This window comes from Sphingomonas sp. GCM10030256, assembly GCF_042666415.1.
In the GTDB taxonomy this organism is placed as follows: domain Bacteria; phylum Pseudomonadota; class Alphaproteobacteria; order Sphingomonadales; family Sphingomonadaceae; genus Sphingomicrobium.
On the sequence record NZ_JBHTDI010000001.1, the window covers coordinates 1,496,769 to 1,520,979 of the forward strand.

24 protein-coding genes are annotated in these 24,211 nt (G+C 65.5%); 19 read left to right on the forward strand and 5 right to left on the reverse strand.

Annotated elements, in window-relative coordinates; all coding sequences use genetic code 11:
* The first annotated feature begins 80 nt into the window (after positions 1-80).
* Entirely contained in the window at positions 81-1,133 is a 1,053-nt protein-coding gene (locus ACFQPG_RS07440) for a 2-hydroxyacid dehydrogenase (RefSeq protein ID WP_380811510.1), read from the forward strand.
* A gap of 22 nt (positions 1,134-1,155) precedes the next feature.
* Here the strand turns inward: ACFQPG_RS07440 and ACFQPG_RS07445 are convergent, their stop codons facing one another.
* From ACFQPG_RS07445 to ACFQPG_RS07455, 3 genes are all read right to left on the reverse strand, one after another.
* The gene (locus tag ACFQPG_RS07445) at positions 1,156-2,457 is read right to left on the reverse strand and encodes a family 1 glycosylhydrolase (RefSeq protein WP_380811512.1); all 1,302 of its coding nucleotides are present in this window, start codon (positions 2,455-2,457) and stop codon (positions 1,156-1,158) included.
* Between the two features lie 29 nt (positions 2,458-2,486).
* Positions 2,487-2,765, reverse strand: coding sequence for a hypothetical protein (locus ACFQPG_RS07450; protein WP_380811514.1), 279 nt, complete (start codon positions 2,763-2,765; stop codon positions 2,487-2,489).
* 241 nt (positions 2,766-3,006) lie between these two features.
* Positions 3,007-3,825, reverse strand: a complete 819-nt coding sequence (locus ACFQPG_RS07455) for a universal stress protein (RefSeq protein ID WP_380811516.1) — start codon at positions 3,823-3,825, stop codon at positions 3,007-3,009.
* Between the two features lie 121 nt (positions 3,826-3,946).
* Between ACFQPG_RS07455 and ACFQPG_RS07460 the strand changes: the two genes are divergently transcribed.
* The 12 genes from ACFQPG_RS07460 (at position 3,947) to ACFQPG_RS07515 (ending at position 15,430) form a co-directional block, all read left to right on the forward strand.
* On the forward strand, positions 3,947-4,432 hold the full coding sequence (locus ACFQPG_RS07460) for an Hsp20/alpha crystallin family protein (RefSeq protein ID WP_380811518.1): 486 nt from the start codon (positions 3,947-3,949) through the stop codon (positions 4,430-4,432).
* 435 nt (positions 4,433-4,867) lie between these two features.
* Positions 4,868-6,553, forward strand: a complete 1,686-nt coding sequence (gene acsA, locus ACFQPG_RS07465) for an acetate--CoA ligase (RefSeq protein ID WP_380811520.1) — start codon at positions 4,868-4,870, stop codon at positions 6,551-6,553.
* Positions 6,550-7,539, forward strand: coding sequence for a pyruvate dehydrogenase (acetyl-transferring) E1 component subunit alpha (gene pdhA / locus ACFQPG_RS07470; protein ID WP_380811522.1), 990 nt, complete (start codon positions 6,550-6,552; stop codon positions 7,537-7,539). The genes acsA and pdhA overlap by 4 nt, the downstream gene beginning before the upstream one ends.
* A gap of 5 nt (positions 7,540-7,544) precedes the next feature.
* Positions 7,545-8,510 carry an alpha-ketoacid dehydrogenase subunit beta gene (locus ACFQPG_RS07475; RefSeq protein WP_380811748.1) on the forward strand — a complete coding sequence of 322 codons (966 nt, stop codon included), beginning with the start codon at positions 7,545-7,547 and terminating at the stop codon, positions 8,508-8,510.
* A 5-nt stretch (positions 8,511-8,515) separates the two neighbouring features.
* On the forward strand, positions 8,516-9,646 hold the full coding sequence (locus ACFQPG_RS07480; protein WP_380811524.1) for a dihydrolipoamide acetyltransferase family protein: 1,131 nt from the start codon (positions 8,516-8,518) through the stop codon (positions 9,644-9,646).
* Entirely contained in the window at positions 9,643-9,894 is a 252-nt protein-coding gene (locus ACFQPG_RS07485; protein ID WP_380811525.1) for an acyl carrier protein, read from the forward strand. Before ACFQPG_RS07480 ends, ACFQPG_RS07485 begins: the two co-directional genes overlap by 4 nt.
* 64 nt (positions 9,895-9,958) lie before the next feature.
* Positions 9,959-11,299 (forward strand): erythromycin esterase family protein, encoded by a 1,341-nt coding sequence (locus ACFQPG_RS07490; RefSeq protein WP_380811527.1) that lies wholly within the window; start codon positions 9,959-9,961, stop codon positions 11,297-11,299.
* A gap of 2 nt (positions 11,300-11,301) precedes the next feature.
* The gene (locus ACFQPG_RS07495) at positions 11,302-11,964 is read left to right on the forward strand and encodes a dienelactone hydrolase family protein (RefSeq protein ID WP_380811529.1); all 663 of its coding nucleotides are present in this window, start codon (positions 11,302-11,304) and stop codon (positions 11,962-11,964) included.
* A complete protein-coding gene (locus tag ACFQPG_RS07500) occupies positions 11,961-12,617 on the forward strand; it encodes a phosphoribosyltransferase (protein WP_380811531.1) in 657 nt (218 codons plus the stop codon). Before ACFQPG_RS07495 ends, ACFQPG_RS07500 begins: the two co-directional genes overlap by 4 nt.
* Positions 12,618-12,644: 27 nt before the next feature.
* Positions 12,645-13,148, forward strand: a complete 504-nt coding sequence (locus tag ACFQPG_RS07505) for a flavodoxin family protein (protein ID WP_380811533.1) — start codon at positions 12,645-12,647, stop codon at positions 13,146-13,148.
* 115 nt (positions 13,149-13,263) lie between these two features.
* Positions 13,264-14,817, forward strand: coding sequence for a PAS domain S-box protein (locus ACFQPG_RS07510; RefSeq protein WP_380811535.1), 1,554 nt, complete (start codon positions 13,264-13,266; stop codon positions 14,815-14,817).
* Positions 14,810-15,430 (forward strand): response regulator transcription factor, encoded by a 621-nt coding sequence (locus ACFQPG_RS07515; protein ID WP_380811537.1) that lies wholly within the window; start codon positions 14,810-14,812, stop codon positions 15,428-15,430. The genes ACFQPG_RS07510 and ACFQPG_RS07515 overlap by 8 nt, the downstream gene beginning before the upstream one ends.
* Positions 15,431-15,934: 504 nt before the next feature.
* Here the strand turns inward: ACFQPG_RS07515 and ACFQPG_RS07520 are convergent.
* Entirely contained in the window at positions 15,935-16,468 is a 534-nt protein-coding gene (locus ACFQPG_RS07520) for a divalent metal cation transporter (RefSeq protein WP_380811750.1), read from the reverse strand.
* 257 nt (positions 16,469-16,725) lie between these two features.
* Here ACFQPG_RS07520 and ACFQPG_RS07525 point away from each other — a divergent pair, with 257 nt between their 5' ends.
* From ACFQPG_RS07525 to ACFQPG_RS07545, 5 genes are all read left to right on the forward strand, one after another.
* Positions 16,726-17,253 (forward strand): pyridoxamine 5'-phosphate oxidase family protein, encoded by a 528-nt coding sequence (locus tag ACFQPG_RS07525; protein WP_380811539.1) that lies wholly within the window; start codon positions 16,726-16,728, stop codon positions 17,251-17,253.
* A 44-nt stretch (positions 17,254-17,297) separates the two neighbouring features.
* On the forward strand, positions 17,298-17,984 hold the full coding sequence (locus ACFQPG_RS07530; protein ID WP_380811541.1) for an ABC transporter ATP-binding protein: 687 nt from the start codon (positions 17,298-17,300) through the stop codon (positions 17,982-17,984).
* The gene (locus tag ACFQPG_RS07535; RefSeq protein WP_380811543.1) at positions 17,981-20,329 is read left to right on the forward strand and encodes an ABC transporter permease; all 2,349 of its coding nucleotides are present in this window, start codon (positions 17,981-17,983) and stop codon (positions 20,327-20,329) included. The genes ACFQPG_RS07530 and ACFQPG_RS07535 overlap by 4 nt, the downstream gene beginning before the upstream one ends.
* Positions 20,326-21,534, forward strand: coding sequence for an efflux RND transporter periplasmic adaptor subunit (locus tag ACFQPG_RS07540; protein WP_380811545.1), 1,209 nt, complete (start codon positions 20,326-20,328; stop codon positions 21,532-21,534). The genes ACFQPG_RS07535 and ACFQPG_RS07540 overlap by 4 nt, the downstream gene beginning before the upstream one ends.
* A gap of 283 nt (positions 21,535-21,817) precedes the next feature.
* Positions 21,818-22,783, forward strand: coding sequence for a L,D-transpeptidase family protein (locus ACFQPG_RS07545; RefSeq protein WP_380811547.1), 966 nt, complete (start codon positions 21,818-21,820; stop codon positions 22,781-22,783).
* Here ACFQPG_RS07545 and ACFQPG_RS07550 read toward each other — a convergent pair.
* Positions 22,780-23,484 (reverse strand): VIT family protein, encoded by a 705-nt coding sequence (locus ACFQPG_RS07550; RefSeq protein ID WP_380811549.1) that lies wholly within the window; start codon positions 23,482-23,484, stop codon positions 22,780-22,782. The genes ACFQPG_RS07545 and ACFQPG_RS07550 overlap by 4 nt on opposite strands.
* A gap of 81 nt (positions 23,485-23,565) precedes the next feature.
* Here ACFQPG_RS07550 and ACFQPG_RS07555 point away from each other — a divergent pair, with 81 nt between their 5' ends.
* Positions 23,566-24,162, forward strand: coding sequence for a hypothetical protein (locus ACFQPG_RS07555; protein WP_380811551.1), 597 nt, complete (start codon positions 23,566-23,568; stop codon positions 24,160-24,162).
* The last annotated feature ends 49 nt before the right edge of the window (positions 24,163-24,211 follow it).

Sequence of the window (24,211 nt, forward strand, 5' to 3'; positions counted from 1 at the left end):
CTTCAGGCGCGGCGCCATCGTGTCAAGGACTCGACCGATGTGCCCGCGAAAGGCATTCTTGCCCCACAGGAGGCAGACACATGAAGGTCGCCGTCTTCAGCACCAAGCCGTACGACCGTGCATTCCTGGAGGCAGAGGCTGCTCAGGCGGGTGGAGAGCATGAACTCCATTTCTTTGAGGCGCATCTTGGAGCCGCGACTTCCGAGCTGGCGCGCGGCTTCTCGGCAGTGTGTCCGTTCGTCAACGATCAGCTGACCGCGGAGGTCATCGGCCGCCTTGCGGACGGGGGGACGCTCCTGGTCGCCTTGCGCAGCGCCGGGTTCAACAATGTCGACTTGGCCGCTGCCGAAGCCGTCGGAGTGCAGGTCGCCCATGTTCCAGCCTATTCGCCTGCGGCCGTTGCGGAGCACGCCGCTGCTCTGGTGTTGACGCTCAACCGCAAAATCCACCGCGCCTATGCCCGTGTGCGCGAGGGCAATTTTCTGCTGGACGGGCTGCTAGGCTTCGACCTTGCGGGACGCACGGTGGGGATCGTCGGAACCGGGCGGATCGGGCTTGTATTCGCGCGCATCATGCGTGGGTTCGGCTGCGGGGTAATTGCGAGCGACCCATCTCAGAGCCCCGCTTTTGGTGAACTGGGCGGGGTCTACGTGGCTCTGCCTGAGCTGTTCGAACGGTCGGACATCGTCAGCCTTCATTGCCCGCTTACCCCAGAGACGCGGCACCTGATCGACGCGGAAGCGATCGGGCGCATGAAGCGGGGGGTCATGCTGATCAACACCAGCCGGGGCGCGGTGGTCGATACGCGCGCTCTCATCGCGGGACTGAAGTCAGGCGCGATCGGGTATCTGGGCATCGACGTCTATGAGGAAGAAGCCGACCTTTTCTTCGAGGATCTGTCGGGGCAGATCATTCAGGATGACGTGTTCGCGCGGCTGCTGACCTTCCCCAACGTGCTGGTGACGGCGCACCAGGGCTTCTTCACCCGCGAGGCGCTTGCTGCCATTGCGCAAACCACCTTGGCCAACATCTCCACCTTCGAGCGGACCGGCACGCCCCTGCACCCTGTCACGCCCGAGAAACATCTGTGCAGGGCGAGCGAACCCTGCTCCCACGTCGGCAGATCGGGTTAGGGGAGGGGCGCTCGGACACTGGTCACGCCTGTCGCAGGACGCCTTTCTCCGCATGATAATGACGCATCCACTCGCGCCTCCTTCGGGCGAAGGGTTCGTCGTATTCGCTCGGCATAATGATTGGCGCGGCGAGGCAAACGCTCCGCGCTGGAAGCACGTAGTGCCATTCGGCGATCAGAGCCTTGTAAGCCGTGCCGACTGCGCGAATGTTGCGGTCGAGGTCGAACAGGCCAACCGAATTGACCCGCCCATTGTCCTCCCGCAGCGCCGTGTCCCAGTCGACTTGGTCGGTCAGCGAGTACCAGGTGAAGCCCAGGGTCGGGATCCCGTTTTCCCGCACCTGCCGCAGAGAGGACCATTGCCGCCAAAGCCACTGCACTGCCTCGTCGCCCACCGGACCTTCCTGACGATTGGTTTCAGTGTGCATCAGGGGCAGGCCGAACCGCGAAAAGTATTGCTGGGCGATCTGGTCGTAGCCGATCACCTCGCCCGCTTCCGAACTCGCGCCCGAGGCGTCCACGCGGTGCTCGTTGGTGGCGTAATAGTCGACCCCAAGTACGCAATGGTGACGAAGCATCCTGCTTCGGAAGAAGGCATGCTCCTCGCGCGTCATGCCGTTGTCGAGGAGGTACTCGTAAGTGCCCGCGTCAACTGGCTGGCCGTAGTTAAGGTCCAGCGAGAGGAAGCGGCGCACGTTCAGCGCGTCCGCAGCGTCGATGGCATGGGCATCGCTGGGGTGGAAGTGCTCGGATGACTCGCTCTGGATGAAGATGGCGTCCGGCCGAACCTCGAGGATCGCGTTGCTGGCCAGGATATTGGCTTTGACGACATGCTTCAGCGCCGTGACGAAGGCGCGGTCGGTGCGGAGCTGTTCGTTCCACCAGCCGAAGCGGGCGCTGAAAAGAGCGCAGACGAACATCTCGTTGACGGGGGTGTAGAGCTGCACCCACGGGAAGCGCTCCGCGAAAGCTCTGGCGTAAGCTGCGAACAGGTCGGGAAAGTCCGGGTTCTGGAAGTCGCCGATCCAGTCCGGCACTCCGAAGTGGCAAAGATCGGCAATCGGGGCGATGTCGCGCCGCTTCAGGTCGCCGAAGGTCAGGTCCGCGAAGGACCAGTCATAGCGGCTGGCACCCAGCAAGGTGCGGTGGAGCGGTGGACCGTAGCGCAAGAAGCTGATGCCCAGTTCCTGCACGAGGTCGAAGTCGGTCGACCAGAGCCGGTAGTGGCCGCAGCGCTCGAACTGGTCGATCCGCGTGCGCCCACCAGCAATGGTCGGGCAGCTTCCCTCGATGCCGGTTGCAAACATGAAGTATGGGTTGATCATGCGGCACCCGGCGCGGGAGGAGCGGTGGTTCAGCGCTTGTCGGGCTTTGGAGCCTTGTCGCCCATCTGCATCGAGCCGTGCATCTGATGCATCATCTGCATCATCTGCTGCATCATCCCGCAGCAGTCGCACTTGCCGACACCCTGGGTGCTCATGCCTGGCATCGAATCACGCTGCGCCGCGCCGGAAGGTGGCGATTGGTGCTGGTGCTGCTGCCCCGGGGGCGGTGCTGCCGTGCTTTGAACGGAAGCGAAGGCGGGCGTGCCGGCAGCTACGAGCAGACCGAGCGCGAAGACCATGACCTTCATCTCTTCTTCTCCTCCTGTGACTCCAGTGGCTCGATACGCGTAGAGGCGGTCTCATCGGGTTCTTCGCCGAGCGTCCAGCTCGGGGCGTCGCTCGCTGGGAAAGACTCGCGGCCGGCCTCGTCGGCGAGCTCGGACTCACGCTGCTTTCGCTCTTCCCGCGGCGGGAGTTGCATGATCAATCTCCGAGGCCTCGATGGGGCATCCTATCACCTTCGAGGCACGCGGACGATGAGGAAGCCAGTTAGTGCGCCATCAGCAAGGGAAGCGGGCAGTCCAGCAGAAGGGTCCGCGTGACACCGCCGAATACCAGTTCGCCGATCCGGCTGTGATTGTAGCCACCCATGACGATCGTGCCGACACCTGCCCGCGAAGCTTCTCTGACGATGACGGTGGCCACGTCCTCATGCGTCGTCACGCCGGTTCTGAGCTCGGCATGAATGTCATGCCTGGAGAGATACTCCATAAGCCGCGTACTCGGGAACTCGTCCTCGCTGCTCCTTCTGACCTCCAGGGCAAGCACGCTTGCGGCGCCTTTCAGGAAGGGCAGTGCGGACCGGACGGCATTGGCGGCCTCGAAGCTTCCATCCCACGCGATCAGGACAGGGGCAACGGGGTCGATCGGGGTACCGTCCGCGGGCGGGATGTAGAGCGGAGTGCGGCAGCGATGCAGCAGATCTCCGAGCAGGCCAATCTGCATCATCCGTCGCGCGGCCAGCCCGCCATCCTCGCGCCCGGTCACGACCAGGTCAGCGAGTGCCGCATGCTTGATGATGACGTTGGCGACGGGGCCGGTGACCTGCTCGTAGTCCCAGCTGACATCCTCCGCGGCGAGTTGCTCCTCGATCTTGCTGCGAGCCTGGGCCTCCTCCTTGCCGAGCGCGTCAGCCACGTCCGGCAAGAAGATGGCGCCGTCAAAGGCTCCAACCGCAGCATAGGCTTCGATCGGAGTGACGTGGAGGCAGCTGAGGTGGGCCGAGAAGGCTCGGGCAAGGGCCAGCGCAGCCTCGAGCCGGGGCACAAGCGTCTGGTTGTCCTGAACGTGAAGCAGGATGCTCTTCATGGTCGCTTTCCTTCTCCGGCGATTGGACGCCGTCGGTCCAGCGATGGGAATCCGTAACATTGCGGATCACCCGACTCGGGATCGGCGTGGCAAAGTGGCTTTCTCTGGAAGGAGGCTTCAAATGACCGATAATCGTGTTCCGACGACGCTTCCACGGGACATCCGGGCCAGGTCTGTGGATCCTTTCCGCTGGCTGCGTTCGGAGATGGACCGCATCTTCGAAGACTTCGACTCCCCGCGCCGTTTCTTCGGAGCGCAGTTTCCGCCGCTCGACATGCACGAAGAGAAGGACCGCTACGTTCTGACGGTGGACGTCGCTGGCTACGACAAGGAGCAGATCGACATCTCCACCGAGGACGGCTCGCTGGTCCTGAAGGGCCGCCGCTCGGAACAGAGCGAACGCCAGGAGGGCGGCTATCTGATCAATGAGCGCCAGCAGGGTGAATTCGAGCGCCATGTGGCGATGCCGCGGCGCATCGACCCCAACCAGATCCGGGCGATCATGGACAAGGGCCAGCTCCGGATCGAGGTGCCCAAGGTCCCCGATCCCCAGGCACGGCGGATCGAAATCCAGTCAGAAGCAAGCGAGCCATCGCGGATGGCCTGACTGCCGAAAGTCGGGCGGCAGGCGGGTCGCCACTATCGCCTGTCGCTCGCACCGGAATCGGACGCATGGAAGCGAAGGCCGTCAAGACCCTGGATTGCCACGGCATCATGGCAATCGCGACGCTTCGCCCTCCCACCGGCGCACCGAGCATGACGTTCAGACCTATGTCCGCCCGGATCCGTTCCTACCGCCCGTGGTACGGTCCTGCCTACGGCTACTGGAGCCCTTACTGCCGCTACTATCGTCGCGGGGACCCACTCATATGCTGGGCGGCCCCTGAGTCACCATGCCGAAAATCTACGTAGGGGAAGCTTGCTGCCGACTTTGCCTCCGTATCTCTCCGAATAGCGGCGAGGTCTCTACCAACGTCAAATAGAGTGACGGCAACTCACCTCTTCAGGAGGAGGCCATGTGCGCAGCCGGGCTGGAAGTCTGATGGACATGCATCGCGCGGATCCCTGGTCGGAGTACCGGAGCTGGATCCACGGGCTGCCAGGCGGTGGCCTCAACATCGCCTACGAGGCTATCGGGCGGCACGTCGCCGAAGGCAGGGGAGAAAGCGAGGCGCTGCGCTGGCTGCCGAAGGGCGGGGGCCGCCGAAGCTACAGCTACGCCGAGTTGGACGCTGAAACCGCTCAGTTCGCAAATCTGCTCAATGATCTGGATGTCGGGCGGAGCGCACGGGTCTTCTCGCTGCTTGGGCGGGTCCCGCAACTCTATATCGCTGCGCTGGGGACGCTTCGCGCCGGCGCGGTCTTCTGTCCGCTTTACGCGGCCTTCGGTCCGGAGCCGGTGCGGGCGCGAATGGAAATCGGAGCGGCAGAGGTGCTGGTCACGACCGCCGCCAGCTACCGGCGCAAGGTGCTGCCGTGGCGAGGCGAACTCGCGAGCCTTAAACATGTGTTGATCGTCGGCGATGCCAGTGACCTCAAGGACGTGCTCACCTTCGACGATGGCTGCAGCCGGCAGGCTGCGGCTTACGCCACGGCGGAAACCAGGGCGGACGACCTCGCGCTGCTGCATTTCACGAGCGGCACCACCGGCCGGCCGAAAGGCGCAATGCACGTGCATGACGCGGTGGTGGCGCACCATGCGACCGGGCGGGTCGCGCTGGACCTTCGAGAAGGCGACATCTTCTGGTGCACCGCGGATCCCGGCTGGGTCACCGGCACGTCCTATGGGATCATCGCGCCGCTGACCAACGGCGCAACGTTGGTGGTGGACGAGGCCGAGTTCGATGCGGAGCGCTGGTACGGCGTGCTGGAACGCGAGCAGGTCACCGTCTGGTACACCGCGCCGACCGCCATCCGGCTGCTGATGAAGGCGGGCGACGAGCTGCCGAAAAAGCACGACCTCTCGCGCCTGCGGTTCCTCGCCAGCGTGGGCGAGCCTCTGCACGCCGAAGCAGTGCTATGGAGCGAGCGGGTGCTTGGCCGAGCGTTTCGTGACAATTGGTGGCAGACCGAGACGGGCGGGATCATGATTGCCAACCTGCCCGGAGAGGAGCTTCGCCTCGGCTCGATGGGCAAGCCGCTCCCCGGAGTGGAGGCCGCCATTGCCGACACAAAGGGCGAGACGCTGCGGATCATCGATGAGCCCGGCCTGCCCGGCCAGCTGGTGCTCCGGGCCGGATGGCCGTCCATGTTCCGTGGCTACCTGCATGAGGAAGCGCGCTACGCTGCCTGCTTCCGCGACGGCTGGTATCTGACGGGCGACCTCGCCAGGCGCGATGGCGAGGGCTTCTACTGGTTCATCGGGCGCGCGGACGATGTGATCAAGTCGGCCGGACACCTGATCGGCCCGTTCGAAGTGGAAAGCGCACTGCTGACCCACCCGGCGGTGGCGGAGGCGGCGGCGATCGGCCTGCCGGACGAGCGGGCAGGGGAGGTCGTCAAGGCGTTCGTCAGCCTGAAGGGGAGCTTTGCGCCGTCCGATGCATTGCAGCGGGCCCTCCTCGGTCATTCGCGCAAGCTGCTCGGCGCGGTGATCGCCCCGCGGAGCATCGAGATCCGTGACGCCCTGCCGCGCACCCGCTCTGGCAAGATTATGCGGCGCCTGCTGCGGGCGCGGGAACTGGGACTGCCGGAAGGCGACCTGTCCGCGCTGGAGAGCGGCGCGTGACGGCGAGCCCGAAGGTCCGGCTCGACCGCGCTCATTGCCGCGAGCTTGTGCGCCAGATGCTGCTGGTCCGCCGCTTCGAGGAAAAGTGCGCCGAACTCTACACCCAGGAGAAGATTCGCGGCTTCCTCCACCTCTACATCGGCGAAGAGGCAGTGGCGGTCGGCGTAATGCAGGCGATTGGGCCGCAGGATGCAGTGGTCGCCACCTATCGCGAGCATGGCCACGCAATCGTCCGTGGAGTCTCGCCGGATAGGGTCATGGCCGAGATGTATGGCAAGCAGGAAGGCTGTTGCCGTGGCCGCGGAGGGTCGATGCACCTGTTCGACGCAGCAACCCGCTTCTACGGCGGCAATGCCATCGTCGGAGGCGGCCTGCCGATCGCCATCGGGCTCGCTCTGGCGGACAGAATGCAAGGACGGCGCCACGTGACCGCCTGCTTCTTTGGCGAAGGGGCGGCGGCCGAGGGCGAATTCCATGAAGCGCTGAACCTCGCCGCCTTGTGGCAGCTGCCAGTACTGTTCGTGTGCGAGAATAATCTCTACGCCATGGGCACGGCGCTGGAGCGCTCGGAGTCCGAGACCGACATCCATGCCAAGGCCGCTTGCTACCGGATTGTATCCGAAGCGGCGGACGGAATGGACGTGGTGGCGGTGGAAGCGGCCGCTCGGCGAGCGATTGCGGCGATCAGCGAGGGCAGCGGACCACGCTTCCTTGAGTGCCGGACCTACCGTTTTCGCGCCCATTCCATGTTCGACCCGCAGCTTTACCGCGACAAGGCAGAAATCGAACGTTGGACCGAGAAGGACCCGGTCCGGCGCTTCCGCGAGTGGGCGGTGAACGCCGGGGAGCTGCACGAAAGCGATGTGCAGGCGATCGAAGCAGAGGTGGGCGCCATCGTCGACCGGGCGGTCGCCTTCGCCGAGACAGGGGGCTGGGAACCCGTGGCTGACCTTCTGAAGGACGTCGGCGCGGAGGCGCGGGCGTGACCATCATGACCTACCGCGAGGCAATGCGCGCCGCCATCCGTTCGGCGATGCAGGCGGACGAGCGGGTGTTCCTGATGGGCGAGGATGTGGGCCGATATGGCGGTTGCTATGCGGTCAGCCAGGGTCTGCTCGAGGAGTTTGGGCCCGAGCGCATCCGCGATACTCCGCTGTCCGAAAGCGGCTTCACCGGAGCAGGGATCGGCGCGGCGATCGCCGGCATGCGGCCGATCGTCGAGGTGATGACCTGTAACTTCTCGCTGCTCTCGCTCGACCAGATCATGAACAATGCCGCGACGATCCGGCACATGTCGGGCGGGCAGTTCCACGTCCCGGTAGTGATCCGGATGGCGACCGGCGGCGGGCGGCAGCTGGCGGCGCAGCATTCGCACAGTCTGGAAGGTTGGTATGCCCACATCCCGGGGATCAGGGTGCTGGCGCCAGCGACGGTGCAGGATGCGCGGACCATGCTAGGCACGGCGCTGGTCGACCCCGACCCGACCCTGATCTTCGAGAATGCGCTGCTCTACAGCGAGAGCGGGGAGGTGGACGAGAGCGCGCCGGGGGACATCGACCATCTCGCGGTCCGGCGGGAGGGCAAGGACCTCAGCCTGATCACTTATGGCGGTTCGCTGCGCAAAGGCCTGGAGGCTGCGGAGCAGCTGCAGGCCGCCGGCATGTCCGCGGAAGTGCTCGATCTGCGGGTGCTTCGGCCGCTCGATGAAAAGGCGATCCTCGCCAGCGTGCAGAAGACCCGGCGGGCACTGGTGGTCGACGAAGGCTGGCGGTCCGGCAGCATCTCCGCCGAGATCGTCACCCGGATCATCGAGGGCGCTTTCTGGAGCCTCGACGCGCCGCCGGCCCGTGTGTGCAGCGCGGAAGTGCCGATACCCTACGCCCGCCACCTTGAGCAGGCCGCGCTTCCGAGTACCGAGCGGATCATCGCCTCCGCCCGCGCGATGCTGGGGCACTAACGGGGATGGGCCTGTTCCGTATGCCCTCCCTCGGCGCCGACATGGAAGCGGGCACGCTTGTCGAATGGCTCAAGCATGAAGGCGACGCCATTCACCGCGGCGACGTCATCGCGGTGGTCGAAACGCAGAAGGGCGCGATCGAGGTCGAGGCGTTCGAGGACGGGCCGCTGACGAGGCTACTGGTGCAGGCGGGAAACAAGGTGCCGGTCGGGACCGCGCTGGCGATAATCGGGGATGTAACCTTGCCCGGGGCCGAGGAGCAAGTGCTGCCGTCGCAACCGACCCCCACGCCGATGCCGATGCCGACGCAAGCTCCGGCAAATGAGCCTCCCGCCAGTGGGAATGGTGCTAGCCCTGCTGCACGTAAGCTGGCGCAGGAGCGCGGCGTTGACCTTGCGACCGTCAAGGGCACAGGGCCGAGCGGGGCAATCACCCTGGCCGATGTCGAGCAGGTCGGACCGGCGAAGCCCGCGACATCCTCGATGCGGAACGCGATTGCGGCGGCGATGAGCCGTTCCAAGCGCGAGATCCCGCATTACTATCTGGCGCACACCTTTGACATCTCGCAGGCGGTTTCAGCGGTCGAGGACCACAACCAGTTACATCGCCCGCAAGAGCGTCTGCTGCTAGGCGCACTGCTGGTGAAGGCGGTCGCACTGGCGGTGCGGGACTTTCCCGAGCTGAACGGTTTCCATGACAACGGGGAGCGGCGCGAGAGCGAACCGGTCCATGTCGGCGTTGCTATCGCCATGCGCGGCGGCGGGCTGGCGGCTCCGGCGATCCACGACACGGACGAGCTGCCGCTCGCCGAACTGATGATGCGCATGCAGAACCTCGTTGGTCGCGTCCGGCAGGGCAGCTTCCGAAGCTCGGAGGTGAGTGATCCGACCATTACCGTGTCCAGCCTCGGCGAGCGCGGGGTCGAGGAGCTGCTTCCTGTCATCTACCCGCCGCAGGTCGCTATCGTCGGCTTCGGCACGCCGCAGCTTCGGCCCTGGGTCCACCAGGGTATGATCGAGCAGCGCCATGTGCTCACCGTCAGCCTGGCGGCCGACCACCGGGTCAGCGATGGCCATCGCGCCGCCTTATTCCTGCGCCGAGTCGCCGATCTCCTCGCAAGACCGGAGCAGCTATGACCCGCGAGGAGGCATTGACGATCCTCCGCGAGGAGATCTTGCGGATTGCCCCCGAGGCGGATTTCACGGGCGTTGCGGACGGCGATGATCTGCGCGACGGGCTGGACCTCGATTCAATGGACATCTTCAACCTGGTGATTGCGCTAAGCAAGCGCCTAAGGGTGGATATACCGGATGCGGACGCCGGGCGCCTTGTGACCTTGGACGGCGGCGCGGACTACCTGCTCGGCGCACACAGGCATCCGTAACTTACCGGACGGACAAGGCCCTGCGTAAGGACCAGGATGCCGCTTCTCGTGCAGGAGCGGCTCGATGCGGCTCGAACATGTGAGTGAGGACGCGAGCGCCACCGTGCAGTCAGTGGCAGCGGTGCTCCGCGACCATAGCGAGCCGCTCCCCGCTCTGTCGCACGGTGATGAATTGGGAGCGCTGTTTGATCGCTTCGCGAATGCGGACGTGGTCCTGCTCGGCGAGGCGACGCATGGAACGGCGGAATTCTATCAGGCGCGCGCACTGATCACCCGGCGGCTGATCGAGCGGCATGGATTCTCCGTTGTCGCGGTGGAGGGTGACTGGCCGGACGCGGCGCGTATCGATGGCTATGTGCGCCACCACCGGCCACGCCCTGTTGGTGGCGAGCCGTTCGTCCGCTTCCCGACCTGGATGTGGCGCAACGCCGAAGTGCTGGCTTTCGCCGACTGGCTGCGCGGCTTCAACGAAGGCAAGCCGGAGGCAGAGGAGGCAGGTTTCTTCGGCCTCGACGTCTACAGCTTGCGATCGTCGATCGCGGCGGTGCTGCATTATCTCGACGAGGTCGATCCGGAAGAAGCGCGGCGGGCGCGCTGGCGCTACGGCTGCCTGACGCCCTGGCAAGAGGATCCCTCCAGTTACGGCATGGCCGTGCTGACAGGCCGGCAGAGCCGGTGCGAGGACGAGGCCGTCGAGCAACTGCTTCAGCTCTTCGACAAGCGTGTCGGCTACCTCCGCAACGATGGCGAAGCGTGGTTCGACGCCGTCCAGAACGCACGGATCGTTCGTGCCGCCGAGGCCTATTACCGGGCGATCTACCGAAGCTCCACAGACAGTTGGAATTTGCGCGACCGGCACATGTTCCAGACTCTGCAGGCGCTGCTCGCCTGGCGGGGGCCGGGAACCAAGGCAGTCGTGTGGGCCCACAACAGCCATGTCGGGGACGCCTCGGCAACCGCCATGGGTTGGAACGGAGAGACCAACATAGGCGAGCTGTGCCGGATGGCCTACGGGCAGCGGATGGTGTCGATCGGCTTCGGCACCGACCAGGGGACTGTCGCCGCCGCGCGCGACTGGGGCGGGGCGATGGAGGTCAAGAGCGTCCGGCCATGCCGATTCGACAGCTGGGAAGCCGCCTTCCTGCACAGCGGTTCCGCCCGTTCGCTGACGGACTGGCGAGAGACTGGCAAGGAGCGGCTTCGCCAGACGTTGCGGGTGCCGCTGCTCGAGCGGGCCATCGGCGTCATCTACCGCCCGGAGACGGAGCTCACGAGCCACTACTTCCAGGCCGTCCTCGCGGATCAGTTCGATGCCTATGTCTGGTTCGCCAGGACCCACGCCGTCACGCCGCTCGGCCACGACGTGCCGCACGGCGCCCCTGCAACCTATCCGTTCGGGCTCTAGCGATGGACAACGCCGCCTCCCGGTCAGTCACCGTACACCGCGGTAGGCTGAGCCTTCCCGCCCTCCTCCGGCTGCCGGAGCGTGCGCGGGGTCTTGTCATCTTTGCGCACGGTAGCGGCAGCGGTCGCCTGAGCCCACGTAACAATCACGTCGCCGACGCACTCGCGCAAGCGGGCTTTGCCAGTCTCCTGCTGGACCTTCTCACCCCCAGCGAGGAAGCGGACAGGCGCAACGTGTTCGACATCGAGTTGCTGGCCAGCCGCTTGCTCGCGGCGATCGAATGGGCTCGGGAACAGTCGCGCCTGCAGCAGCTGCCGATCGGCCTATTCGGAGCAAGTACCGGGGCAGGGGCCGCGCTCGTGGCAGCAGCGGCGGCGCGCCACGTGATCTGGGCTGTGGTGTCGCGCGGCGGGCGGCCCGATTTGGCCGGGACCAGGCTCCATGAGGTCAAGGCTCCGACCCTGCTGATCGTCGGCGGGAACGATGGCCCGGTGATTGACCTCAACGAGGCAGCGCTGACGGAACTGCATTGCCCCAAGTCGCTTTTGATCGTGCCTGGAGCAGGCCACCTGTTCGAGGAGCCGGGCACGCTCGACCAGGTGATCGCGGAAGCAATTCGCTGGTACGGCTCCGCATTTCCCCAGGCTGAGGGAGACGTCGCGTGAGCCGCCTATTCGCCGACCGGCGCACCGCCGGAAGGGAGCTTGCGGCGATGCTCGGGCGGTTCCAGGATTTCTGGCCGCTTGTGCTCGCACTGCCGCGCGGCGGAGTGCCCGTGGGCTACGAAGTGGCTGCCGCCCTCGGCGTACCCTTGTCAGTGCTGATCGTCCGCAAGATCGGCTTTCCCGGTCACGAGGAATTCGGCATCGGAGCGCTGGTGCTCGCCCGTGAGCCGGAGCTGGTGATGAATGACGCCCTGGTGCAGCGGCTTCGGCCCGATCCGCAGCGGATCCGGCTGGAAGTCCAGCGGCAGCTCGCCGAGGGCGAGCGCCGCAGGGCGCTCTATGGCGCGACAAGCTTGCCAGACCTTCATGGCCGGACGGTGATCGTGGTGGATGACGGGATTGCGACCGGCGGAACTGCCCGCGCCGCCCTGCAGGCGCTTCGCCGCGAGCAGCCCGCCTGGATCGTACTGGCAGTCCCCGTCGGTTCTCCGGACAGCCTGGTCGAGCTTGCGACCGAGTGCGACGAGGTAGTCTGCCCTCATCAGCCGGCGGACTTCGGCGCAGTGGGTGCCTACTACGACGACTTCACCCAGACGAGCGACGCCGAGGTGCTTCAACTGCTGCGTGAGGCTGCACCGGCGGGCTCGGGTTAGGCAAGACCGCACCATGGGAGAAGGACGATGGCGAATTCCACGCTGGTCGTTTTCTATTCGCGGACCGGACATACCCGAATGGCGGCGCACGCGATTGCCGAAGCGCTGGATGCCGACCTTGAGGAGATCAGGGAGCCTCGGCGCAGGCGAGGGTGGTGGCGCTCGCTGGTCGATGTCTGGCGGGAACGAACCCCGCCGATCCTCCGCCCCACACGGCATCCAGGCGACTACCAGTTGGTCGTCGTCGGCTCGCCGGTCTGGGCCGCCCACATGTCGTCCCCCATCCGCAGCTATCTTCGGCAGTCAGGCCCGCTTCCGGTGGCGGCCCTGTTCGTGACGGAAGGCGGCAATGGCGGAGGCAAGGCGATGGAAGGCATGGCGGAGCTGTGCGGGAGGAAGCCGCTCGCGACGCTCGAGCTCACGCGGGCCCAGCTCAAATTGGGGGAATACCGTGACCGCATTGCCGCTTTCGCTGAGAGGCTGCGCGCGACAGGACGATCCACGACGCAAAGCGCTGTTGCGGCGCATTGACGACGGGGCCGAACCGGTTCGGAGCCTGGCGTTGATTGCACCCGCAGGGTCCACTCTGTATTCTGCTAAGCCAGATTAGGAGAGCTCTTGCAGAGCTCGGGAGCGAGTGCGTGCGGTGACTTCCACGCAAGCCTCAGAGGCGCATTCCAACCGTACCGGGATATCGGGTTCGCGTCCCCCGCGAGAGACGATCGATCTTCTGGTCGCCGCCCTTGCCTTCGCGGTTGCATGGGCGGCGAGCCTGGTACTCGGCCCCTGGTTGGGCACCGGGGCGCCGCTGCTTTTGTACCTCCTCCCGCTGATCGCATCCGCCTTGTTCCTGAGCCGCCCGGCGGCGCTGCTGGTCTCGGTTCTGGCCCTGCTTACCGGAGTAATCGGGTTTGGCCGCGACGGAAGCTCTTCAGCCGACAATATCGTCCAGCTCGGCGTTTTCGCCTTGGTCTGCGGCGGGGTATTGACGTTGACCAACCGGACGGCGCGCCTCCGGCAGCGCGATGCGCGCCTGCGGGAGGAAGCGGAGCGCTCCTCCGCGCTGCTCCAGGCAGCCGAGACAGCAACCCGGCAGCGGGAGCTGCACCTCCGCTCCATCCTCGCCACCGCGCCCGAAGCGATGATAGTCATCAATGAGCGCGGGCGTATTCAGTCATTCAGCGCGACGGCGGAAACCATGTTCGGCTTCACTGAAGCCGAAGTGGTGGGCGAGAATGTCAGTGCATTGATGCCTTCTCCGGACCGCGAGCGGCACGACGCTTATCTGGGTCGCTATCTTTGCACTGGCGAGCGGAAGATCATCGGGATCGGACGGGTGACGAACGCCCGCCGGCGAGACGGGACGACTTTTCCGATCCACCTTCATGTCGGGGAAACCCGCATCGGCGAGCAACGGATGTTCACCGGCTTCATCGAAGACCTGACGGAGCGGCACGAGACCGAGCACCGGATCCACGATCTTCAAGCGGAGCTGGCGCACGTGTCGCGGGTGGCGGCGATGGGCACGCTGGCGACCTCGCTGGCGCATGAGCTGAACCAGCCGCTGACCGCCATTGCCAACTACACGTCCACGGCGAAACACCTGCTTTCCGAACCGAGGGGCGAGAATCTCGACTTTGTCCGCGAAGCTCTGGGCGAATGTGCGACCCAATCTCTGCGAGCAGGTCAGATCGTCCATCGCCTGCGCGACTTCATCGGCCGCGGTGACGGTGAGCGGCGGATCGAGCCGCTGAGCAGACTCGTTAGCGAGGCGAGCGCCCTCGCGCTGGTCGGTACCGCCGGGCTGGATATCGACTTCGACATGTCCATTCCGACCGACTGCGAGGAGGTCGTGGTCGATCGCATCCAGATCCAGCAGGTGCTACTCAACCTGCTCAGAAATGCCACGGAGGCCATGCGCCCGTGTGCCGTTCGCCGACTGGCCGTGAGTGCCAGCCGTGCCGACCACGGCCTTGTCGAGGTTCTCGTCGCGGACAGCGGGCCGGGTCTCGCGCTGGACGTTGCAGAGCGTCTGTTCCAGCCGTTCGTGAGTACCAAGGTCGAGGGTATGGGGGTTGGCCTGTCCATCTGCCGCAGCATCGTGGCGGAGCATGGCGGCACGATATGGACGAAGCCATCTCCGTTTGGAGGAACGGCCTTCCACTTTACCCTGCCGGCGGGAGCCACAGCCGATGAGTGAGCAGCGCATCGTCTATGTGATCGATGACGAAGAGGCGGTCCGAAAGTCGACGAGCTTCCTGCTCAAGACCTCCGGATACGCGGTGAAATGCTTCGGCACCGGCGACGAGTTCCTGGCCTTGCGGAATCAGGAACCCGGTTGCGTCCTGCTCGACCTGCAAATGCCGGGACTCGGCGGTCTCGAGGTGCAGGACCAGATGCGGAAGCGTGGACAGGCGTTCCCGGTGATCGTCCTTACTGGTCATGGGGATATCCATGCCGCCGTCCACGCGATGAGGGCCGGAGCGCTCAATTTCCTGGAGAAGCCTTATGACCGTGAGATCCTGTTGCAGGCGGTCGCGGAATCCTTTGCCAGGCTCGATCGCGCCGATCGGGCGCAGCACGATGCGGAGGAGGCAAGGATCCGCCTCAATGCGCTCACCCCACGAGAGCACGACGTGCTTTGCGGTCTGGTCAACGGCTATCCCAACAAGACCATCGCTTACGACCTCCAGATCAGTCCGCGTACGGTGGAGGTTCACCGCGCCAACCTCATGAGCAAGCTCGAGGTCGCCACCCTGTCTGACGTGCTGCGCATCGCCTTCACCGCTGGCCTGGGGAATGGCGACGGTTAGCCGGGTGGCGGTGCTTGGTGTCCGGCGCTGATCGCTGCCACCTTGAAGCTTCGCTGCTGCCCATCAGAATCAACCAGGAGAACCGTTGCCCCGGGATGGAAGACGAGCCCTCCGAAGTCCCCCGCCGACATTTTTACCGGCTCCCCGCCGAACGACACCGCCCACCCGCTCTGGCTCCGAACGACATAGCCTCCCCGGTCCGGCTCACTCGGCCAGAACCGCCGGGCAGTCGCCCGCTGTGGCTCTCCGAGCAGCACGTCCCGATCGATCAGTCCGGCGCCATCAAGCGGTATGCGCAGGAGGAGGCACCGGCTCGCCGACCCCGCCGGGAAGTCGTCGGACGCAGCAAGTTCAAGGCGAACCAGGCACCATGGCATTGGCCAACGATGCCCCAGGACCCACGCTGCCCCTATTCGGGAGTTTCCGGATGCCACCGCAATTGATCAAGAAATGAAGGTGAAGAACAGCAGCAAGGCGGCGGCCATTACCAGTGTCGCAAGCCAGCTAAGGACCGTCAGCCCGGGTGAGAGGACCAGCTGGCCCCATCGCTTTGCGGTTGCTCACGATCATCATCATCAATGCCATGAGCGGAGCGGCAAGCACTCCGTTGACGACGGCGGCCCAGTAGAGCGCCTTTATGGGGCTCACGCCGACGAGGTTTAGCGCTGCTCGGCAAAAGTTGCGGCGACGATCACCGAATAGATGGAGGGTCGCGGCTGTAGCGAATACGACCTCCACGGAGACGATCGTGTTGAAAGCCATGCCCATCAGCGTGTCGGTCCGCAGTTCCTCAGCGCGGGACCGGCTGCCCTGGGAGTGCGGTGCAGTGGGCGGACATGATGGCGCCGCTCCTCTTTGATCTCCTGCGCTGCCTGCCAGAAGAACAGGGTAGGGGCTGATGGTCGTGCCGAGGATTGCGACCAATCCGGTGGCGTAGGCCGCATTCCACTCGAAATCCGGCACGACAAGCGTTCCCAAGGCATGCGGCCAAGGTACATGCACCACCGCGACTACTCCGACATAGGCGAGCAGCGACAGCGTGTCCTATCGGAGTGTATGCAGGCACCGCAGGTGGGCGGAATACGACCTTGCAAGCACCATGGCCGCTTGCAGACGTGCGTCGAGCGACGGATCGTCCTGAACATGGAGCAGGATGGTCTTCATCGGATCCTCCGTTCAACCATCGACCAATCGCGCCGGGCAAACGTGAGCGGAATTCGTAACTTTGCAATCGGGCGACTCGCATCGTTGTGGCACAGTGTTCCGGCTTGCTGCTCGAAGCGGGAGTGAAGCTCATGGAAGCCAAGGCTGTCAAAATCCTTGATCAACACGGCATCATGGCGATCGCGACGCTCCGCCCTGACGGGTGGCCGCAGAACACGTATGTGGCCTACGCCAACGACGGGACGCTGATCTACTTCCTTGTCTCGCGATCGAGCCAGAAGTTTGCCAACATCCGGGCCGATCAACGGGTGGCTATCGCCATCGGAAGCGATGAGGGCGACTTGCGGCAGCACCAGGGCCTCACGCTGGCGGCGATAGCGTCGGAGGTGACGGACCTCCATCAGCGGGAGAGGGCGCTGGAGCTGATGCTTCGGCGGCATCCCGCCCATGCGCGATTCGGGGTCCCGGATTTTGCCATGGCCGCGATGATGCGGGCGCAACCGAGCGTCATCAGCATCCTCGACTATACGCAGGGGTTCGGTCACGTCGACGAGATTACGCTCGGGGCGAGCGACGTGCCCGACATGAGCCCTGCGCGAACCGACAATTGGGGCTGGAAGCCTGCTCCGTCGGAGCCGGACAGCTCGTTCCTCGCTTGAGCACGGCCGACCCGTGGGCGCCTTCAAGCGCACCTATCTTCCGCGTGCAGGACTTGGCCAAGGTCTACGGCCAGGGGCCTTCCGCGGTTCATGCGCTGCGCGGCGTCAGCATGGAGGTGGGCGAGGGGCGCCTGTTGGTGCTGCTTGGCCCGTCCGGATCGGGCAAGTCGACCTTTCTCAACATCCTCGGAGGCCTCGACCGGGCCACCAGCGGACATGTCTGGTTCGGCGATACGGACCTGACGGAGTGCGACGACGATGCGCTGACCGAATATCGCCGCAGCAGTGTCGGCTTTGTGTTCCAGTTCTACAACCTGATCGCTTCCCTCACCGCGCGCGAGAATGTGTCGCTCATCACAGAGATCAGCGTGAACCCGCTTGACCCTGCGGAGGCGCTTGCCCTCGTCGGCCTTGAGCGAAGGCCGGACCATTTCCCCGCACAGCTGTCCGGCGGCGAACAGCAGCGGGTGGCGATTGCCCGGGCCATCGCCAAGCGGCCTCAGGTGCTGCTTTGTGACGAGCCCACCGGCGCGCTCGACAGCGCCACCGGGGTGCGCGTGCTCGCCGCGCTGGAAACGATCAACCGCGAGCTTGGGACCACGGTCTTCATCATCACCCATAATGCCGTGGTCGCCGAGATGGGCGATGAGGTCGTGCAGTTCGGCGACGGGCGCATGGTGGACCGGCGGGTGAATACCAAGCGTAAGCCGCCGCTGGAGTTGCGCTGGTGAGGCTGCGCCCGCTCACGATCAAGCTGCTGCGCGACCTGTGGCGGTTGCGCGCACAGGCAATTGCGATCGCGCTGGTCATCGCCGCCGGTGTTGGCATGGTAATCATGTCCTTCGGGATGATCCGCTCGCTGAACGCGACGCGGGCCGCATATTATGAGCGCTACCGCTTTGCCGACGTATTCGCGCCCGTGCGGCGGGCCCCGGATACGGTCGTTCGGCAGGTCCGGCTGATCCCTGGCATCGCTGCGGCCGAGGACAGGATCAGCGCCGCGGCCATTCTCGACGTGCCGGGGATCGTCGAGCCCGTGTCGGCGCGGGTCCACTCGCTGCCATCGGAGCGTGGTCTTAATACCCTGGTGCTTCGGAGCGGACGTTTCCCGGAAGGGGCGGACGAAGTCGTGATCAACGAAGCCTTTGCAGATGCAGCAAGGCTGGCTCCGGGCGATGGCTTGTCAGCCCTGCTCTATGGCAAAAGGATCGAGCTCAGAATCGTGGGCACGGTCCTGTCCCCCGAATATGTCTATGCTGTCGCGCCAGGGCAGATCTTTCCCGACAATCGCCGCTACGGCGTGATCTGGATGGGCCGCGAGCCGCTTTCGGCTGCGCTCAACATGCGCGATGGATTCAACGAGGTCATCGCTTCCCTCGCACCGGGCGCCAGGAGCGATGACGTAATCACCGATCTGGACCGCCTGCTGCAGCCCTACGGAGCGGCGGGCGCCTACGGTCGCGACTTGCAGATCTCCGACCGCTTCGTATCGAACGAGATCGACCAGCTCTCGACGGTTGCGGAAGTGCTTCCACCCGTTTTCCTGGCGGTCGCGGCCTTTCTCCTCAACATCGTCCTCACCCGCCTGATCGACACTGAGCGGGAGGTGATCGGGCTGATGAAGGCGTTCGGCTACCGGAACCGCACGATCATGCTCCACTACGGGCAGCTCGCCCTTCTGCTGTCGCTTCTGGGAATGGCCCTCGGGACCGGGCTGGGCACATGGCTCGGGCGAGGCCTAGCAGTCATGTACCAGAGGTATTTCGTCTTCCCATTCCTAGAGTTCCGCGCGGGCTTCGACAGCTATCTGGCGGGGTTCGGAGCGACCCTGCTGGCCGTGCTGGCCGGCGCCTTTCTGGCGGTGCGCAGGGCCGCTCGGCTGACCCCCGCCGAAGCGATGCGCCCCCCGTTGCCGACCGACTACTCCGGCACGGCGAGGCTTGTCTCGCTTGCACTGGACGAGCCAAGCCGCATGGTTCTGCGCAACTTGGTGCGCAGGCCGCTGCGAACCGGCCTCACGGTCCTGGGCCTCGGGGCATCAATGGCCCTGTACATTGCCAGTGCGAGCGCCCGGGACAACGTCGATCGAATGGTGGAGCTGACCTTCGGAAAGGCGGAGCGGTCTGACCTGATCGTGACCTTCGCCGAGCCCCGCGACGAGAGGGCCCTGCACGAGCTGCAGCGCCTTCCGGGAGTGATCCGTGCCGAGCCGTTTCGGGTCACAGGCGCCCGCCTGATCTCAGGCCAGCACGTCGTCCGCGAGGCGCTGAGCGGAAGCACAGCAGGGTCGGACCTCAGCCGCCTGGTGGACCTTGAAGGCAGGGTGATCGACCCGCCGCCGGCGGGAGCGATCATCTCCAGCCGCCTGGCGCGCAAACTGGGGGTAGGGCAGGGTGATACGGTTCGCGCTGAAGTGACGGAGGGGCTCCGGCCCTCGCTGTCCCTCCACATCGCCCGCGTGGTTGATTCGCCGCTCGGCTCGTCCGCACGGGTCGACAATGCCGCGCTCAACCGCTTGCTTACTGAAGGCGCGACTCTGTCCGGCGCCTATCTCGCCATCGATCCCGCGCAGGAAGAGCGCATCTACCAGCTGCTCAAGGAAACTCCGCAAGTCGCGGGGGTGACATCGCAGGCGGCGATCAGGCAAGGTGTCGAGGACACGGTGGCCGAGCAGATGGGGATCGTGACCTTGTTCAACACCGGCTTCGCCGCCTTGATCGTGCTCGGCGTGGTGTACAACAGCGCTCGCATCAGCCTGTCTGAACATGCCCGCGACCTCGCCTCCATGCGGGTGCTCGGCTTCCGGCGGGGAGAAGTGGCCTTCGTGCTGCTTGGCGAGCTGGCGCTCCTCGTGCTGCTGGCGATCCCGTTGGGCATCGCGCTTGGCATCGCTTTGTCGCGCTATCTGTCACAGCAGTTCAGCGCCGACTTCTACACCATTCCATTCGGGGTCAATCCTGCGACGCCTGCCGAGGGAGTACTGGTGCTGCTGGTCGGTGCCGCAGGAACGGCGCTCCTTATCCGTAACCGGGTTGATCGGATCGATCTGATCCGTGCGCTGAAGACCCGCGAATGAAGTCGCGATGGATCACCGGCCCGCGCATACTCCTGGTGCTGCTGCTGCTGGTCGTGGCGGCGGTGGTCTTCCTTCTGCTTCGAAAGCCCGCAGTGGAGGTGGAGACGGCCGAAATCCGTCGGGGGCCTTTGACCGTGACAGTTGACGACCTCGGCGAAACCCGCGTGCGAGACTTGTATGTGGTCTCCGCCCCGATCACCGGGCAACTTCAGCGTGTCCCGCTGAAGCCCGGCGACGCCGTTGCCCCCGGGGCCACCGTGCTGGCGCGGATCCAGCCGGTACAGCCCGACCCGCTCGATCCGCGCAGCTACGCTCAGGCGCTTGCGTCCGTGCGCTCGGCCAGTGCAGCACTCCAAGTGGCCAGGTCGCGCATTTCAGAGGCCGACGCTGCACAAACCCTCGCTGAGGGCGACTACCGTCGCGCCGCACAGCTTGCCGCGCGTGGCTTCGTATCCCGGGCCAGGGTGGACGAGGCCAGGGCTGCTCGCGACAGTTCGCGCGCTGCCGGGGCAGCCGCCCGCCAGTCCGCTCGTGCAGCAGAGGGCGATCTTGCCGGCGCTCGTGCCGCCCTGATGCAATCGAGCAGCCGGCCAAGCAGCGCCCGTGCCGTCAGCGTTACTTCGCCGGTCGGCGGCTTCGTTCTGACCGTACCTCAGGAAAGCGAGCGCGTCGTCGCAGCCGGAACGCCACTCGTGCAAGTCGGCAACCCGGACCGGCTGGAGATCGTCACCGACCTCCTCTCCTCCGACGCGGTGAGTGTCTCGCCGGGGGCAGACGTGTTCATCGAGGACTGGGGTGGCGAACTCCCCCTGAAGGGTCGCGTGCGTCTGGTCGAGCCGTTCGGCTTCACCAAGATCTCCGCTCTGGGAGTGGAGGAGCAGAGGGTCAATGTCGTGATCGACCTTGCCGAGCCGCGCGACGTCTGGCGGCGGCTCGGCCATGGTTTCAGGGTGACGGTGCGCATCGTGGTGGCCTCATCACCCGACGTGCTGAAGGTGCCGATCAGCGCTTTGGCCCGGCAAGGGGAGGGCTGGAGCGTGTTCACGATTGACCCACGTCGTCGTGCTCGGCAGACGCAGATTCTGCTCGGACCGATGAACGACCGCGAGGCGGAAGTGCGGCGCGGGCTCTCCGTTGGGCAGCGCGTCATCGTCCATCCGGGCGACCGTATCGCCGATGGCGTCCGCGTCAGAGAGGCACGCTGAACTCACCTGAGCCGGAACAGCGGCTCCGGCGGACATTCAGGGGGAGCATGCTCGGGTCCGGGATCCGGCGTCTGCGGCGGGGTCTCGGGAGGGGAAGGGTCGTAGAAGGGGCTGGGCTCTGGCGGCGGTTCGCCCGCTGGCTCCTCGAAGGGCAGTTCCTGCGGCCTGGTCTGCATGGCTTGGACTCCAATGGCCCTGCCCGGTTACGCTTTTGCGGGTGGGGGCGCCCTCCGTAATTTTCCGGGGATACGCGATACTCATGTCGTGGCAGTGTTCGCCCACCATGATCCATCGCGCTCTCGCTGCGGTCGGCGTGTCGCTTCTCCTCGCCGCCATCCCGGCAACGGGCGTGGCGCAGCATGTCCATCCCGGCAACGGCTCGATCGTCGACGCAATCGGTAGGCTCAAGACAGGCGAGTACATCTGGGAGCCCCAGATCGCCCCGAAGGGGCCCATGCTGTTGATCGTTAACGTCCGTTCGCAGCGGGCTTTGCTGTTCCGCAACGGAGTACCGATCGCTGCGTCGACCATCTCGAGCGGCCGCAAGGGGCACGAGACGCCGACCGGTATCTTCACTGTGCTGCAAAAGCATGTGGAGCACTATTCGAACAAGTACGACAATGCGCCCATGCCTTATATGCAGCGGCTCACGTGGCGCGGAGTGGCGCTGCATGGCGGCAACCTGCCCGGCTACCCTGCCTCGCATGGCTGCATCCGCCTGCCAAAAGGCTTCGCCCGGCTGCTGTATGGCACCACGACCGTGGGCATGACGGTGGTTGTCGCCGACCGCGAGGCGCTGCCCCGCGTCGCCGCAAGTCCCGATATCGCGCTTCGAGGAGAGAGCCCGCCGCCCGCCGGGCAGCCAGGGTCCGTTAGGTGGCATCCGGAGCGTTCGCCGAGCGGTCCGGTTTCGATCGTGGTCAGTATGGCAGACCGTCGGGCAGTGGTCCTGCGCAACGGGGTGGAGATCGGCTCGGCTCCGGTCACTGTCGATGGACCTGTATCCGGCACTTTTGCTTATGTCTTGGACAGGATCGATGCGTCTGGCCAGCACTGGTCACGGCTGCAGGTCGGGAAAGGCGACCCAGGGACGGAGGTCGCATCTGGCGAGTGGCGGCGCTTCCATGCTCCCGATGCGTTCCGTCGCGCTGTAGCGAGGATCGTGGCCCCCGGCACGACGGTCATCGTCACGACCGACAGCTTGGAGGTGGGAGCGACCGGAAGAGCGCTAACCGTGATCGACGACTAGCCGACCGCTGCGCCGAATAGCCGCCCGACTGCGAAGGTCACGGCCATGGCGAGCGCGCCCCAGAAGGTGACGCGCAGGACTGAGCGCATCGGCGGTGCGCCGCCTGCGCGGGCTCCCAAGGCGCCGAGTATGGCGAGGCAGAGCAGGGATGCTGCCGCTACAGCCGGGACAAGCGATTTGGATGAAGCGATAGCCGCGACCGCGAGTGGCGCGGCGGCTCCGCCGGTGAAGGTCAGCGCCGAGGTGAACGCGGCCTGCAGCGGCCGCGCCGTGAGGACCTCCGACAGGCCCAGCTCGTCCCGCGCGTGAGCACCCAGCGCGTCGTGAGTCATCATCTGGTCGGCGACCTGCTCCGCGGTCCCACGATTCACGCCACGCGCTTGATAGATCTCGATGAGTTCCTCACGCTCGGCATCTGGCTTTGTCGCCAACTCGCTCAACTCCCGCGCGAGGTCCGCGCGTTCCGTGTCGGCTTGGGAGCTGACCGACACATATTCGCCAGCGGCCATCGACATGGCGCCGGCGAAGAGCGCAGCGAGCCCGGCGATCAGGATCGCGCCGCGGCCGGGCTCCGACGCCGCGACGCCGACGATCAGGCTGCCGGTCGAGACGATCCCGTCGTTGGCTCCAAGCACGGCCGCTCGAAGCCAACCAATGCGGTCAACCGCGTGCCGCTCGGGATGATCGTGCAGGCGAGTCACAGGCCCATGGTGACTCCGTAGCATTGCGGATGTCCAGCAGCCCCTCGCAAATGATCTACTGGGCTACAAGGAGATGCGATCATGACGAGATCGATCGGCTTTCCACATGCGCTGGCGCTGCTTGCGTTCGTTCTCCTTACGGGCTGCGCTACGGCGACACCTTACCAGCCCTATCGACCCGAGTTGACCAGCGGCATCCATGGCGGTTTTTCCGAACAACAACTCGCGCCCGACCGTTTCCTGGTCCGCTTCCACGGAAATGAGTTCACCTCGCGTGACAGGGTCGAGGGCTATCTGCTCTACCGTGCTGCCGAGCTGACGCTGCAGAACGGCTACAACTGGTTCCTGATCGCCGACCGGCGCACCGAACATGACGTTCAGACCTATGTCCGCCCCGACCCGTCCTATCGCCCATGGTATGGCCCTGAATACGGCTACTGGAGCCCTTACTGGCGCTTTTATCGACGTGGCGTCGGGTGGGGCTCCTGGTACCCCGGCTATGGTGATCCGTTCTGGGCCGACCGGGTCGACATCAGCACGGTGGAGTCCTTCGAGGCTGTCGCAGAGATCCTGCTTAGGACGGGCCCACCGGCCTCATCGGAGATGCGCGTGTTCGACGCCCGACGGGTATTGGCAGACCTTGGTCCGACCATCCGGCGTCCTGGTGCCGGCTACTGAGGCGGCGTGACCCGGACCAGCTGAGGGCCAGTCCTGTCCCGGCGGTGAC